This window comes from Embleya sp. NBC_00888 (assembly GCF_045207655.1).
Classification (GTDB): domain Bacteria; phylum Actinomycetota; class Actinomycetes; order Streptomycetales; family Streptomycetaceae; genus Embleya.
Genome location: NZ_CP108784.1, coordinates 7,071,510 through 7,085,057 on the forward strand (window position 1 = coordinate 7,071,510; position 13,548 = coordinate 7,085,057).

A 13,548-nucleotide genomic window follows, 5' to 3' on the forward strand; every position below is an offset into this window, starting at 1 on the left:
CCGACTCGGGTCGACTGGTGGAGCCCGGGCTCCCGTTCGAGGTCCGGGCTCCCGTCTCGGAAGGACGTTCGCGATGAGGGATCAGCGGTTGCCCGCGCCCGTGGAGCGACTGGTCGCCGCCACGAACGCCGGCGATGCGGAGGCGTTCCTGGACGCGTTCGCCGCCGACGGGTCGGTGAACGACTGGGGCCGGGTCTTCACCGGTCGGGACGCGATCGCACGGTGGAGCGACGCCGAGTTCGTCGGAGTACGGGTGACCCTCTCCGTCACCGCGGTCCGCGAGGACGGGGACGAGACCGTGGTGACCGCAGACGTCGGGGGCGACGGGTTCGACGGCCCGTCGGACTTCGCGTTTCGCGTGGCGGGCGACGTCGTGCGCGAGATGCGGATCAGCGGGTGAGTGGTGCGGGCGGTGTGCGCCGGAGGCTGTGTTTGTGCCCGTGCCTGCGCCTGTGCCCGTTGTGCTCGGGTCCGGTTGTCGGGCGGCGGCGGGCCGGCGTCAGCGGTTGAGCAGCGGCTGTTCCGCTTCGGTGCGTTGCGGTTCGCTGAGCGAGATCGTCGGCGCGGGAGCGCTGGTCCGGGTGACCCGGAACTGCCGGCCGGTGCTCGCGACGGTCACCACGGAGCCCGCCCATGCCTCGGTCACCCGTCGGGCCAGGTCCGCCTCGGCCACGCCGGCGCGGGCCAAATCCTCGCGCAACCCTCGGGCCGCGGACTCCCGAGTCCCGGTGTGCAGCGTCTGCCATTCGTCGCGGCTCGTCTCGCGTGTCTGCGCCTCGTGCATTCCGTCCGCTCCCTCCCCGGCCCCAGGACCGGGCTTTCCGTCCCTGACCCCCTGGACCACCCTGCGCCGGCGATCAAAGATCGTCCAAATCCATCAGGAAATATCAGCCTCAAGCATGAGACGGGTGGAGGTGTCTACGTCGTTGGAACGAGCGGTTGGGTGGGCTGTGAGTCCGGTGGTGGGGGACCCGCCTCCAACCGGTCGGAAGCGCCGCGGGCGGGAGTCGGCCGAGGCGTCTCGGTTCGGCAGCCGGCCCGATGCCTGGGCTCGGCAGTCGGTCGGGATGCCTTGGCTCAGCAGTCGGCGCCCACCGGGACGCGCACCTTCGTCTGCAACCCGCGCGAGCGCACGACCAGGGTGAGGCAGCCGGGCCGGTCCACGTGGTAGCCGCCGGGGAAGGCCGTCCAGGCGTTCGCGGTGGAGCCGGTCGTGCAGCCCGGGATCCGGACGGCGACGGCGGAGGACTGGCCGTTGCCCCAGCCGATGGACGCGCCGTTGCCGGGCGCGGGCAACACCTCGATGTCGACGACGGCGCCGTCGCGCACCATCAGGCCGGATTTGGCGAACAGGGGATGCAGGTACTCGGTGCCCGTGGACTTGGTGGTCTGGAGCCTGCGGCCGGTCTCCAGGGCGACGTCGCCGAGGACGACGGTCGACCCGCTCGTGGGCTCCGGGCGTTCGCCGATGGTGTGCAGGCAGTTGATGGTCAGGGACGGCTCGGGGCGGACGTCGGCGACCTCGGTGGGCTCCTGAGCGCGGTCGGCCCTCGCGGGTCCGTCGGCCCTGTCGTCGGGTCCGTCGTCGTCGGAGCCGCATCCGGTGGCGGTGAGCAGAAGGCAGGTCAGGACCGCGGCGACGCGCAAGCGAGATTCCGGCACCCGGACATGCTGCCAGGCGGGGGCCGCTCCCGGGCAGCCCCGAATGAACCGGCCGACGCTGGGCAAGGTCACTCGGGTCGCGGGGGACGGGGCCGAGCCCTGGACGCACGGCACGAGCACTTCAGCGGAAGGTGGCAGGCGATGAGCGACGACACTCCGGACCCGACCGAAGACTCCCCGGACACGCCGGGCGACGACGGCGTACTCGGCCCCGAGGACACGCTGTCGACCGACGACCTGTCGTACGACCCGCTGGACACCGGGATCCTGCCGCCGGACCGCTGGTCGGCGGCGGAGCGCTACGGCAACACCCCCGAGGAGGAGCGGCGCGGCGAGTCGCTCGACCAACTCCTGGCCGAGGAGGAGCCGGACGTCTCGGCCGACGAGGTCGTCTCGGACGAATGGGAGGGCGGCCCCGACCCCAGGGCGGGCCGGCTGGTCGCCGAGGACGAGGGCGCCCACGAGGACACCGAATCGGAGGCGGTCGCCCACGACGTCGGCATCGACGGCGGCGCGGCGGGCGCGGAGGAGGCGGCGATGCACATCATCCCGGAGGAAGAGGTCCCCTAGACGGAAGCGGTCCCGAGGACGGAGGCGGTCCCGAGGACGGAAGCGGTCCCGAGGACGGAAGAAGTCCCGTGGACGCAAGCGGTCCCGTGGACGCAAGCGCGGGCCGGTACGCTCCGTGCGACCGGAGCGCGCGGGCGGACGGGTGGCCAGGTGGCCGGGCGAGGTGTGCGGGTGCGGATGCGGATGCCTGCGGCCCTGCCTGTCGTGCACCCGCGCCTGTCCCGGGTGAGCTGCTGTCCGGGTGCCTGCGACCCCGCCCGTCGTGCACCTGCGTTCGTCCCGGGTGAGCCGCTCAGCTCGTCCCGGCTCCTGTGCTCGTTCCCGTCGGTGCTCGCTCCCGCGCCCGTCCTCCGCGCCCGGCCCTCGCCCTCGCGCCCGCCCCCCGCGTTCGCGCCCGCCCCGCTCGACTCGCCCCGCCCGCTCCGCTCGACTCGCCCTCGCCCCGCTCGCGCGTCTGCGCTCGCCCGGCTCGGCCCGCTCGACTTGCCCCGCGTTTGCGCCCGCCCTCCGCGTCTGCGTTCGTGCCCGACCCGCTCGCGCGTTCGTGCCCGACCCGCTCGCGCGTTCGTGCCCGACCCGCTCGCGCGTTCGTGCCCGACCCGCTCGCGCGTTCGTGCCCGACCCGCTCGCGCGTTCGTGCCCGACCCGCTCGCGCGTTCGTGCCCGACCCGCTCGCGCGTTCGTGCCCGACCCGCTCGCGCGTTCGTGCCCGACCCGCTCGCGCGTTCGTGCCCGACCCGCTCGCGCGTTCGTGCCCGACCCGCTCGCGCGTTCGTGCCCGACCCGCTCGCGCGTTCGTGCCCGACCCGCTCGCGCGTTCGTGCCCGACCCGCCCGACCCGCCCGGCCCGCCTGCGTGTCTGCGCGTCTGTGCTCGCTCCCGGACCGCCCGCCCTCGCGCCCCGTGCTTGTTGCGTTCGGGTTCGTGGCGTGGCGTGGTGAGGTGGTTGGGGTCAGGCGGTGGTGGGGGGACTGGGGGGTAAGAGGGTTTCGGGGGTGGGTTCGGGGCCGGTCAGGGGGCGGCCGTCGAGGAGGTCGAGGGTCGCGGACAGGCTCGCGGCGGCGGCTCGTGCCGCGCCGGCGGCGAGTGGGTCGCCGGTGTGCGCGGCGAAATCGGCGAGTTCGCGGTCGGCTTCGGGGCGGTCGGCGATCAGGGTGTGGCGCAGGTCGGCCAGCGGGCCGGCGATCCAGGACTCCGCCTCCGATTCGGTCTCGGCGACCCGGCGCATGGCGTCCACCCAGCGGCTCACCGTGCCGAGCGACTCGCGGGCGTACTCCAGCAGTCGGCGTCGGGCCGGCCCCTCCAGGCGGTGGCCCTTGCCGTTGCGGAACTCCTCGTCGATCGCGGAGAGTCGGTTCTCCAACTCGTGGTGCTTGGTGAGCCGGCGCAGCGCCTCGGCGACCTCGTCCAGGTCGCCCCGTTCGTTGCCGGCCGCCAACCGCAGCAGTCGGCCCAGCAGGCCGTCCTCGGGTCGCCACCACAGTTGGGCGATCGAGGTGGCGCGTGGGAAGCGCAGGTGGCGGGGGTGCAGCAGGGCCTCGGCGGCGTCCGCCGCGCACGTGGCGGCGCCGGCCTCCGCCTCGGCGAGGGCTTCCAGCGCGCCGAGGTTGCGGGCGCCGCCGAGCAGTCCCTGCGCGGAGCCGGTGGCGATGTGTCGGGCCAATGTGGCCACGGCGGGCAGGTCGCTCAGCCCGGCGGCGGCCTCCTGGAGCAGGCCGTACGTGCTGTGTCCGCACAGTACGGCGGCGCGCGCGGCCGCGCCCACGGTCAGCAGTTGGGTCGCACGGTCGTGGCCGGGTACGCGCAGGGCCATCTCGTCGAGTTCGTCGCGCAGGGACACCGCGAGGGCGCCGGTGTCCGAACGCGCGCCGTTGGCGTAGGCGAGGGCGCGCAGCGCGGATATGCGCTCCGGAACGTCGGCGGACATGGCCTGTACCGCCGAGGCGTAGTCGCCCCGACCGATCAACTCGCCGATCAGCGTCGCGGAGTCGGGACCGGCGTCGGGTCGGGGGGCGGGATCGGGGCCGGACTCGGGGTCGGACTCGACCGGCACCGTGCCGACGGTCTCGACCCTGGCATCGCCGTCGTCGGCGTCGTCGGCGCGGTCGTCCGTATCGGCAGCCGCAGCCGCAGTGTCCGCCCCTGCCGGCGGATCGTCGGCGTCGTGCGGCGGAGCCTCGGGCGTCGGGGCGGGTTCGGCGTCGGTGTCGCTCGTGCTCTCGGGCGCCGTCCGCGTTTCCTCGGCGGTCGGCGGAGGCGTCGCGGTGTTCGCGGCGGCCGTGGTCGGTGTCTCGTCCCAGGACAGCCGGCCGCGCAGCACGGCGTTGACGATGGTCGGGTCGGGCAGGTGTGGGCGGACCGTCTCGGCCAGTGCGTCCACGCCCTCGTCCCGGTCGGCCGCGATCTCGTCGATCAGCGCGCCGAGGTCGGCCAGGGCCAGTACCCGGCGCCGGTCGGTCGGCTCCCAGCTTTCGTGACGCGTACTCAGATCGGTAGCCAGTTCGCGCAGTTCGGTGATCGCCGCGCCGTGCATCGACGGGCCGACGAGGTTCCGGAAGCGGTCCACACCGGCGAGTTCGCGGGCGTGTACGGCGGCCTCGTGCGCGGTGATCGCGGCGGCCAGTCCCGGTCGGTCCTCGGGCAGCGTGTCCGGCTCGGCGCCGACCAACGCGCCGACCGCCTCACGGGCCTCCGCGACGGCCGGGCCGACCAGCGCGAGCATGGTCAGGTCGGCCTCCTCCGGCGCGCGGCCGGCCGCGACGGAGGCGGTCACCGAGTCGGCGGCGGCCCGGGCCCGGCCGAGCGCGTCGTCGAGCGAGCGCAGCGGCGACGGGGGTTCGCTCGCGCCGCACATCCGGTCGCGGCAGAACGCCTCGAACCGACGACACGCGGTCACCACGTCGGCGATCACGTCGGCGGGCCACCCGGGCAGTGCGAGATCGGCCTCGGTCAGCGTCAGTCGCAGCAGCGCGGCGGCCTGACAACTGAACCCCCAGTCGGCGATCGCGGTGAGCCGGATCAGATCGGGGGTCAACGTCGTGGTCTTCAGGCTTTCCAGGATCTCGCCGTCCAACGCCTCCGAGTCGGTGTCCAGGGTCGCGGGCAGCAGCACGCGCAGCACCGGCAGGGTGACGACCTGGGCGGTGTAGCCGCGTACGCTCGCGGTCTGTTTGCGCAGCCGCTTGAGCGCGTGTTCGGCGATCGCGGGGGTGGGGCGGCGCGCGGGCGGTACCCGCAGCGCGCGCAGCGTGTCGGTCCGGGTGGGGTTCGGCAACCGCCACAGGGCGTCGGCCAGGACGTCCGGGGCGATTGCCCCCAGACAGTCCACGAGTGGATCGCCGAGGCGGGCGAGTTGGACCGCGACCGCCGACTTCTCCCGGGCTATCTCCTGTTGATCGTGATCCGGATGATCCAGGAAGGGTTGCAGTTCGCCCGACGAGGTCGCCCACCACAACCAGTCGACACTGCGGGATCGTGGCTGACGCACCATGTTGGCCTCCCGAGGGAGAGGGGGCTGGTCTCTGGTTATACCGCCGCCGGCCCGAGATGCGGATGGTTCTGCCCGAATCGCAAGGAATGAGCGTGGGTCGATCGACGCTTGTCTATACCCCTATGGGGTATAAAGGGGAAGTCGGTGACGGGCGAGAAGGGAAGCGGCATGGAGCGCGGGCGGGTTGAGCGGGACGGACGAGACGCACACGCGGGCCGCGAAGGACCGGGCGAGGGTGGCCGTCACGAGGAGCACGCGGGGCGCGAGGCGCATGCGGGGCATGCCGCGCACGAAGGCCCCGACGGGCACGGCGAGTCCGGAGGCCATCCGGGGCATGGTGGCCGCGAAGGCCACGAGGGCCACGACGAGCACCAAGGTCACGGCGGTCACACCGGGCACGCCGAGATGTTCCGCCGCAGGTTTCTGCTGAGCCTGTTGCTGTCGCTGCCCGTGCTGGCGCTGAGTCCGATGCTCGCGGACGTGCTCGGGTACGACGAGCCGTCGTTCGCGGGCTCGTCCTGGATTCCGCCACTCCTCGGCACGGTCGTGTTCGGGTACGGCGGATGGCCGTTCCTGACCGGGGCCCGTGCCGAACTCGCGGCCCGGCGCCCGGGGATGATGACGCTGATCGCGATGGCGATCACGGTCGCCTTCCTCGCGTCCTGGGCCTCGACCCTGGAACTCGCCTCGCACGAGCTGGACTTCTGGTGGGAACTGGTCCTGCTGGTCGACATCATGCTGCTCGGCCACTGGCTGGAGATGCGCGCGCTCGGCGCCGCCTCGGGTGCCCTGGACGCACTCGCGGCGCTGCTCCCCGACGAGGCGGAACGGATCGGACCGGACGGGGAGTTCGAGCGCGTCCCGGTGGCCGATCTGGCGACCGGCGACACCGTGCTGGTCCGCTCCGGCGCGCGCGTCCCGGCGGACGGTCGGATCGCGGACGGCGCGGCCGAGTTCGACGAGTCGATGATCACCGGCGAGTCCCGAGCGGTGCCGCGCGGTGCGGGCGACACGGTGGTCGCCGGCACCGTCGCGGTGGACAGCGCGGTGCGGGTCACCGTGACCGCGACCGGCGAGGGCACCCAACTCGCGGGTATCCGAAGGCTGGTCGCCGAGGCGCAACAATCCCGGTCCCGGGCCCAGGCGTTGGCGGATCGGGCGGCGGCGCTGCTGTTCTACTACGCGGCGGGCGCGGCGGTGCTGACGCTGGTGGTGTGGTCGCTGCTCGGCGAGGGCGGGTCGGCGATCGAGCGAACCGTCACGGTGCTGGTGATCGCCTGCCCGCACGCGCTCGGGCTGGCCATTCCGCTGGTGATCGCGATCTCGACGGAGCTCTCCGCGCGACAGGGCATCCTGATCAAGGACCGGATCGCGCTGGAGCGCATGCGCAACGTCGACGTGGTGTTGTTCGACAAGACCGGCACGCTCACCCGCGGAGCGCCCGCGGTGACCGGGGTCGCGGCGGCACCCGGCCGGGACGAGGGCCGGGTGCTGCTGCTCGCGGGCGCGGCCGAGCGGGAGAGCGAACACCCGCTCGCCCGGGCCATCGTGCGCGCGGCCGAGGAGCGCGGAAAGCCGGTCGTGGCAAGCGGGTTCTGGTCCATGACGGGCCGAGGCGTCGAGGCGGACGTGGCCGGCACCCGGGTGCGGGTCGGCGGGCCGGCGTTGCTGCGCGAGACGGCCGTCCGCGTGCCCGACGGGCTGTCGGCGACCGTCGAGGACTGGGTCGGGCGCGGCGCTGCCGTGTTGTACGTGCTGACCGGTGACGAGGTGGCCGGGGCGCTCGCGGTGGAGGACGAGATCCGCCCCGAATCCCGCTCCGCCGTCCGTGAGTTGCACGCCGTGGGAGTCCGCGTCGGGATGCTCACCGGGGACGCGCGGCAGGTCGCCGAATGGGTCGGGCGCGACCTCGGGGTGGACGAGATCTTCGCCGAGGTACTGCCCGGCGACAAGGACGCCAAGGTCGCCGAACTCCAGGCCCGGGGCCTGCGCGTGGCCATGGTCGGCGACGGCGTCAACGACGCGCCGGCGCTGGCCCGGGCCGACGTCGGCATCGCGATCGGCGCCGGCACCGACGTCGCGGTGCAGTCGGCGGGTGTCGTGCTGGCCTCCGACGACCCGCGCGCGGTGCTCGGCGTACGTCGCCTGTCCACCGCCGGCTACCGCAAGATGCGGCAGAACCTGGCCTGGGCGGCGGGCTACAACCTCGTCACCGTGCCGCTGGCCGCGGGTGCCCTGGCCTGGGCGGGCGTGGTCCTGCCGATGGAGGTCGGCGCGATCCTGATGAGCCTCTCCACGGTCGTGGTCGCCCTCAACGCCCAACTCCTGCGCCGGCTCGACCTCCGCCCCGGCATGCACGAGGCATGATCAACCGGCCGCCGCCGCCCCGCCGGCCCGGCACCGCGTCGAATCTCCCGCCACCGCCCTTCCGCGCTTGCCGTCCGGGGCCATGCGGTAGTGGGTCTCGCAGCTCGTCATGCGCGGACGGTGGGGCGCGTGGGCGGGAGTCGGCGGGCGGATCGGTCGGTACGCTGCCGGCGTGGGTGACGAGGGTGTGGAGTGGGCCGCGACGCGGGCGTGGGTCGAGTCGGCGTTGCCCGCCGGGGAGCGGGTGGTCGGGGCCGGGCGGCTGGTCGGTGGTTGGACGTCGGTGATGCGCCGCCTGCGGGTGGTCGGCCCCGCCGGTGAACGGGCGCTGGTATTACGGTCGTTCGTGAAGCCGTTCTTCGTGCGGCACGCCGAGGGGCTGTTGGGTCGGGAGGCGGCGATCCTGAAACTGCTCGCCGGGAGCGGCATCCCGGCGGCGACGCTCGTGGCCGTGGACCCGCGCGGCGAGCACTGTGACCATCCGTCCCTGTTGATGTCGTTGCTCCCGGGGGAGATTCGGCTGGGCGACGACGGGGCGGAGCAACGGACCGTGTTGTCGGCCCGCTTGCTTGTCGCCGTACACGCGGTCGAGGTCGACGATCGCACCCGGCCTCGGGACTATCAGGCGTGGACCTCCCCGGAACGGGTGCGCGCACCCGATGCAACCGGGCGGCCCGAGCTCTGGCGGCGCGCGATCGACCTGATTCGCCGCGAACCGCCCCCGTATCGCGGGTGCTTCCTGCACCGCGATTTCCACCCGGGGAACGTGCTCTTCGCCGGGCACGGTCCGCAGGCGCGGGTCGCCGGGGTGGTCGACTGGGTGGAGACCTCGTGGGGACCGGCCGACCTGGATGTCGCGCACTGCTCGACCGCGTCGGCCCTGCTGCACGGCCCGGCCGCCGCGATGGGCGTCGCGAGCGCCTACACGGCGGCCGGTGGGCGGCTTGCCGACGATCCGGCCGAACACCTGTACTGGCGCCTGCTCGACGCACTCGCCTTCGCGCCCGACGCGGAGAAGGTCGCGGTCCCGTGGCGGGAGTCGGGTCGCCCGGACCTGACTCCCGCGCTGCTCACCACACGGCTGGAGGAGTACGTCGGCGCTCTGCTCGACACCTTCGACGCACCCTCGCGTACGCGCTGATCGCTCCGAGGGATCGGTTTCCTGGATCGACACCGCGCACGCACCCCCGCGCACGCGCGGATCGATCCGAGGGGGCCGGCGGGGTTGCTCGGGGTCAGGTGCAGGGCGTCCAGTGGCCGCCGGCGGTGGCGGAGGCGCGGATCGCGTCGAGGACTCGTTGGCCGGCGACGCCGTCGGCGAAGGTGGCGTGGCGTGGGGCGTCGGGGACCGGGGCGCCGTTGATCAGGGCGGCGAAGGTCGTGGCGAGCCTGGTGTACGGCGCGCGGTCGATGCCCATCGAGTGCAGGAGGTCGTAGGCGGTGTGCATCAGGTCGGACGGGGGCGCGATCGGGTCCGGGTTGGCCAGGTCGGCGGGGGTGTCGACGCGCCGGTCGCCACCGGCGTCGGCGAGCCAGACGTCGTCGAACTCGACCCAGGCCGTGCCGTGGGTGCCGGCCACGCGCGTGGTCAGCAGCGGTGGTCCATAGACTCCGGCGGAGCTTTGCAGCGTGCCTTCGACGCCGGTCACCGTGCGGAAACGGATGTTGAAGGTGTCCTCGGCGGTCTGCCCCGGCCGGTCGGCGACCAGCGGCAGGCCCGCGCTGACCCCGGCGAACTCGCCGAGCGTGTGCCGGATCTGGTCGATCCAGTGCGACGCGTGCGCCCCCAGCCAGCCGCCGCCCTCCTCCGCCCGACCCCACCACGCGGGCACCTCGGCGTCCGGCCCGGTCAGCACCGGGATGTGCAACAGCCAGGTGGCGAGCCGGGGTTCGCCGATCGCGCCGGTCGCGATCAACCGCGCGAGCAGGGCCTGCGAGGACTGCCAGCGGAACTCGGTGCCCAGCATGTGTACGACGCCGGCCTTCTCGGCGGCGTCCAGCATCCGGGCCGCCTCGACCGCGTCGGTCGCGAACGGCTTCTCGCACACCACGTGCTTGCCCACCGTCACCGCCGCGATCACGATGTCGGCGTGCGTGTGCGGCGGCGTGGCCACGGTCACCGCGTCCACGCCGTCCAGCGCGAGCGCCGCGTCGAGGTCGGTGAACGAGTGCGGGACCCCGAACCGCTCGGCCCGCTCGGCGGTACGTGCCGGGTCCCGGCCGACCAACGCCCGCACCTCGAAGCCCGCGTCCCGGAAGGCGGGCAGATGCGTGATGCATCCGAATCCGGTCCCCACGATCGCCACACCCAGCTTGTCCCGCGCCATGACGCCGCTCTCCTTTTCGGGGCCGAGGATGCCCGGGAGCGGGATCGGGACCGTGGCCGGTCGTCCGGGTCCCGACCGGGCCGAAACGCGCGCCTACGGTAAGGGAAGCTGTCCAATTTCACCATCGCGCCGTCATGTGACGAAGCGCATCCGACAGCGCCCGGTGGCGTCAGCCGATCCGGCGCGCCGATCCGCCCTCGGTGGTCAGCCACGCCCGCGCCATCCGGGTCGCCGCCTCCGCCGTGCCCCGGATCAGGAACAGCCCGACGGCCTCGCGCGCCGACCTCGGCGCCAACGCGGCCTCGACCTCGTCGGCGGGATACCCGAACACGTCGACGTCCCGCCACACCACCGGATCCGTGGTGGTGCCGGACTCCGGTTCGAACGCGATGGTGCGACACCCGTGCTCGGAGCCGGTCACATCGATGCGCAGGGTGCCCAGACAACCCCCGAAGCTCCAGAACTCCCGGTGGCCGTCATCCCCGTAGCCGGCCCCGGCACAGGACCAGTACGGGCGTACGTCCACCACCGTGGACAGCACCCACTGCGCCTGCGACTCGCTCATTTCGAACCGCAACGTCCCGGCGCCGCGCGGCAGCACCACCCCGATACCCGGCAGCAGTTCGAACATGACCCGATTGTGCCCGGGAAGCCCCGGCGCGGGTGATCGGGACTCTGGTTCGATGATCACCTGCCGAGGGCCGCGCCGCCCGCGGCCCTCCCGATTCCTCCACGCGAAGGGCGACACCACGATGACTCAGACCCCCGCCGATCCGCCGACCACGCCCGAAGCGGCGGATGCCCCCGACGCGCGTGCGGCGCGTGAGGCGCTCGACTTCGCCCGATCCGTGCTGGCCGCCCAGCCGTTCAGCCGGCTCGTCGGTGCCCGGGTCACCGCCTTCGGTGCCGGGGAGGCCACGCTGGAGGTGGACGTTCGTGACGAACTCCGGCAACAGAACGGCTACTTGCACGGCGGTGTGCTCGCCTATGCCGCCGACAACGCGATCACCTTCGCGGCCGGCAGCACGCTCGGTTCGGCCGTACTGACCGGCAGCGTCTCCGTTCAATACCTGCGCCCGGCGCTGGGTGTCACGTTGCGTGCCGACGCGCGGATCGTGCACGCCGGCCGCCGACAGGCGGTCTGCGACTGCACGCTGACCATGGTGTCCGCCGACGGCGGCGAGACGGTCTGCGCGATCGGTCGAGGCACGGTACTGGTGGCGAACGGGACCGGCACGTGACGGGACGCCCGCCCGACGAGATGCCCGCCTGGCCGGACGCCCGCCCGACGGGACGCCCGCCCGGCGGGATGCCCACGCGGGCGCGGCTTCCACGACGGGACGTCCGTGCGACGACCGCCGACGCGTCCTGCCCGGCGTCTCGGCGGGAAGGGGATGCCATAGCGGATCGATGTCGCGTACCGTTGACTGTCGTCACGATGGCAACAGGATGATGAGGTGCCGGCATGCAGCTCCGTCCCTCCGCGCACGTCGACACGTTCTCCCGGGATCGGCTGCCGCCGGTCGAGCAGTGGCCCGAGCTGATCTTCGACCTGCCGGACGTGCGCTACCCGGACCGGCTCAACTGCGCCGCGGCACTGCTCGACGACACCATCGCGCGGCACGGGGCGCAGCGACGGTGCCTGGTCACCCCGGACGAGACCTGGACGTACGGCGACCTGCTCACCCGCGCCAACCAGGTCGCGCACGTCCTGACCGAGGACCTCGGCGTCGTGCCCGGCAACCGGGTACTGCTGCGTGGTCCCAACAACCCCTGGTTGGTCGCGAGTTGGTTCGGCGCGCTGAAGGCCGGCGCGGTCGTGGTGACCACCATGCCACTGCTGCGCGCGCACGAACTCGACGCGATCCACAACATCGGCAGACCCGCGGTCGCGCTGTGCGACCACCGTTTCACCGCCGAACTCGACGCGGCCGACACCCCGGGCCTGCGCGTACTCACCTACGGCGGCCCGGGCGAGGACACGCTGCCCGCCCGCTGCGCCGCGAAGAGCACCGTGTTCGAGACGGTGGACACCTCGGCCGACGACGTCGCGCTGATCGCGTTCACGTCCGGGACCACCGGGCGGCCCAAGGCCACCATGCACTTCCATCGGGACGTGCTCGCCATCGCCGACACGTTCTCCGCGCACATCGTGCGTCCCGAGCCCACCGACCTGTTCACCGGCACGCCGCCGCTGGGCTTCACCTTCGGGCTCGGCGGCCTGGTGGTGTTCCCGCTGCGCGCGGGTGCGGCCACGCTGCTCCTGGAACGCGTGACGCCCGAGGAACTCGCCGCGGTGGTCGCCGAGCGGCAAGTCACCGTACTGTTCACCGCGCCCACCGCCTACCGGGCCATCCTCGGCGCGGGCCTCGCCGACCTGCTCGCCGGCGTGCGGCGCTGCGTGTCCGCGGGCGAGGCGTTGCCGGCGGGGGTGTGGCAGGCGTACCGGGACACGATCGGCCTGCGGATCATCGACGGGATCGGCGCGACCGAGATGCTGCACGTGTTCGTCTCCGCGGCCGACGACGCGATCCGACCGGGCGCGACCGGGCTTCCGGTGCCCGGTTTCCGGGCCGTCGTACTCGGTCCGGACGGCAAGCCCGTCCCGGACGGCACCGCCGGGCAGCTCGCGGTGAAGGGCCCGACCGGGTGCCGCTACCTGGACGACCCGCGTCAGCTCGACTACGTGCGGGACGGCTGGAACATCACCGGGGACACCTACATCCGCGACGCGGACGGGTACCTCTGGTACCAGGCGCGCAGCGACGACATGATCGTCTCCTCCGGCTACAACATCGCCGGGCCCGAGGTCGAGGCGGTGCTGTGCACCCACCCGGACGTGGCCGAGTGCGGTGTGGTCGGCGCGGTCGACGACAGACGCGGCATGGTGGTCAAGGCATACGTGGTGCCGGCTCCCGGGGTGAGCGCGGACGAGGCGACCGCCCGCGCGCTCCAGACTTTCGTCAAGCGGACCATGGCGCCGTACAAGTATCCGCGGCTGGTCGAGTTCGTCGACGAGTTGCCGCGCACCGGCACCGGGAAGCTGCGGCGCGGCGAACTGCGCCGGCGCGCGGCCGAGGGCACGCCGGTCGCCGGCGCGGAGGCGGACCCCGGATAGGATCGCCGGCGAAC

General features: G+C 73.4%; 12 protein-coding genes. 6 read left to right on the plus strand and 6 right to left on the minus strand.

Features of this window, described 5'->3' with window-relative positions; translation table 11 throughout:
* Positions 1-73: 73 nt before the first annotated feature.
* A complete protein-coding gene (locus OG948_RS29980) occupies positions 74-400 on the plus strand; it encodes an SgcJ/EcaC family oxidoreductase (RefSeq protein ID WP_406299428.1) in 327 nt (108 codons plus the stop codon).
* 99 nt (positions 401-499) lie between these two features.
* On the opposite strand, the gene OG948_RS29985 is transcribed toward OG948_RS29980, so the two are convergent.
* Positions 500-784: a hypothetical protein gene (locus OG948_RS29985; RefSeq protein WP_406299429.1), complete on the minus strand. Its 285-nt coding sequence runs from the start codon at positions 782-784 to the stop codon at positions 500-502.
* Between the two features lie 293 nt (positions 785-1,077).
* Positions 1,078-1,662: a hypothetical protein gene (locus OG948_RS29990; RefSeq protein WP_406299430.1), complete on the minus strand. Its 585-nt coding sequence runs from the start codon at positions 1,660-1,662 to the stop codon at positions 1,078-1,080.
* A gap of 141 nt (positions 1,663-1,803) precedes the next feature.
* On the opposite strand from OG948_RS29990, the gene OG948_RS29995 reads away from it, so the two are divergent.
* Positions 1,804-2,232, plus strand: a complete 429-nt coding sequence (locus OG948_RS29995; protein ID WP_406299431.1) for a DUF5709 domain-containing protein — start codon at positions 1,804-1,806, stop codon at positions 2,230-2,232.
* 952 nt (positions 2,233-3,184) lie between these two features.
* On the opposite strand, the gene OG948_RS30000 is transcribed toward OG948_RS29995, so the two are convergent.
* Both OG948_RS30000 and OG948_RS30005 read right to left on the minus strand, forming a co-directional pair.
* Positions 3,185-5,722 (minus strand): hypothetical protein, encoded by a 2,538-nt coding sequence (locus OG948_RS30000; RefSeq protein ID WP_406299432.1) that lies wholly within the window; start codon positions 5,720-5,722, stop codon positions 3,185-3,187.
* A 120-nt stretch (positions 5,723-5,842) separates the two neighbouring features.
* Positions 5,843-6,121 carry a hypothetical protein gene (locus tag OG948_RS30005; RefSeq protein ID WP_406299433.1) on the minus strand — a complete coding sequence of 93 codons (279 nt, stop codon included), beginning with the start codon at positions 6,119-6,121 and terminating at the stop codon, positions 5,843-5,845.
* A 6-nt stretch (positions 6,122-6,127) separates the two neighbouring features.
* Here OG948_RS30005 and OG948_RS30010 point away from each other — a divergent pair, with 6 nt between their 5' ends.
* Both OG948_RS30010 and OG948_RS30015 read left to right on the plus strand, forming a co-directional pair.
* Positions 6,128-8,089 carry a copper-translocating P-type ATPase gene (locus OG948_RS30010; protein ID WP_406299434.1) on the plus strand — a complete coding sequence of 654 codons (1,962 nt, stop codon included), beginning with the start codon at positions 6,128-6,130 and terminating at the stop codon, positions 8,087-8,089.
* Between the two features lie 109 nt (positions 8,090-8,198).
* Positions 8,199-9,230, plus strand: a complete 1,032-nt coding sequence (locus OG948_RS30015; protein ID WP_406299435.1) for a phosphotransferase family protein — start codon at positions 8,199-8,201, stop codon at positions 9,228-9,230.
* A gap of 94 nt (positions 9,231-9,324) precedes the next feature.
* Here the strand turns inward: OG948_RS30015 and OG948_RS30020 are convergent, their stop codons facing one another.
* Positions 9,325-10,416, minus strand: a complete 1,092-nt coding sequence (locus OG948_RS30020) for a Gfo/Idh/MocA family protein (protein ID WP_406299436.1) — start codon at positions 10,414-10,416, stop codon at positions 9,325-9,327.
* A gap of 169 nt (positions 10,417-10,585) precedes the next feature.
* On the minus strand, positions 10,586-11,047 hold the full coding sequence (locus tag OG948_RS30025; RefSeq protein WP_406299437.1) for a hypothetical protein: 462 nt from the start codon (positions 11,045-11,047) through the stop codon (positions 10,586-10,588).
* A gap of 121 nt (positions 11,048-11,168) precedes the next feature.
* On the opposite strand from OG948_RS30025, the gene OG948_RS30030 reads away from it, so the two are divergent.
* Complete coding sequence (locus OG948_RS30030) at positions 11,169-11,657, plus strand: PaaI family thioesterase (RefSeq protein WP_406299438.1); 489 nt, start codon at positions 11,169-11,171, stop codon at positions 11,655-11,657.
* A 224-nt stretch (positions 11,658-11,881) separates the two neighbouring features.
* Positions 11,882-13,534, plus strand: a complete 1,653-nt coding sequence (locus OG948_RS30035; protein ID WP_406299439.1) for an AMP-binding protein — start codon at positions 11,882-11,884, stop codon at positions 13,532-13,534.
* The last annotated feature ends 14 nt before the right edge of the window (positions 13,535-13,548 follow it).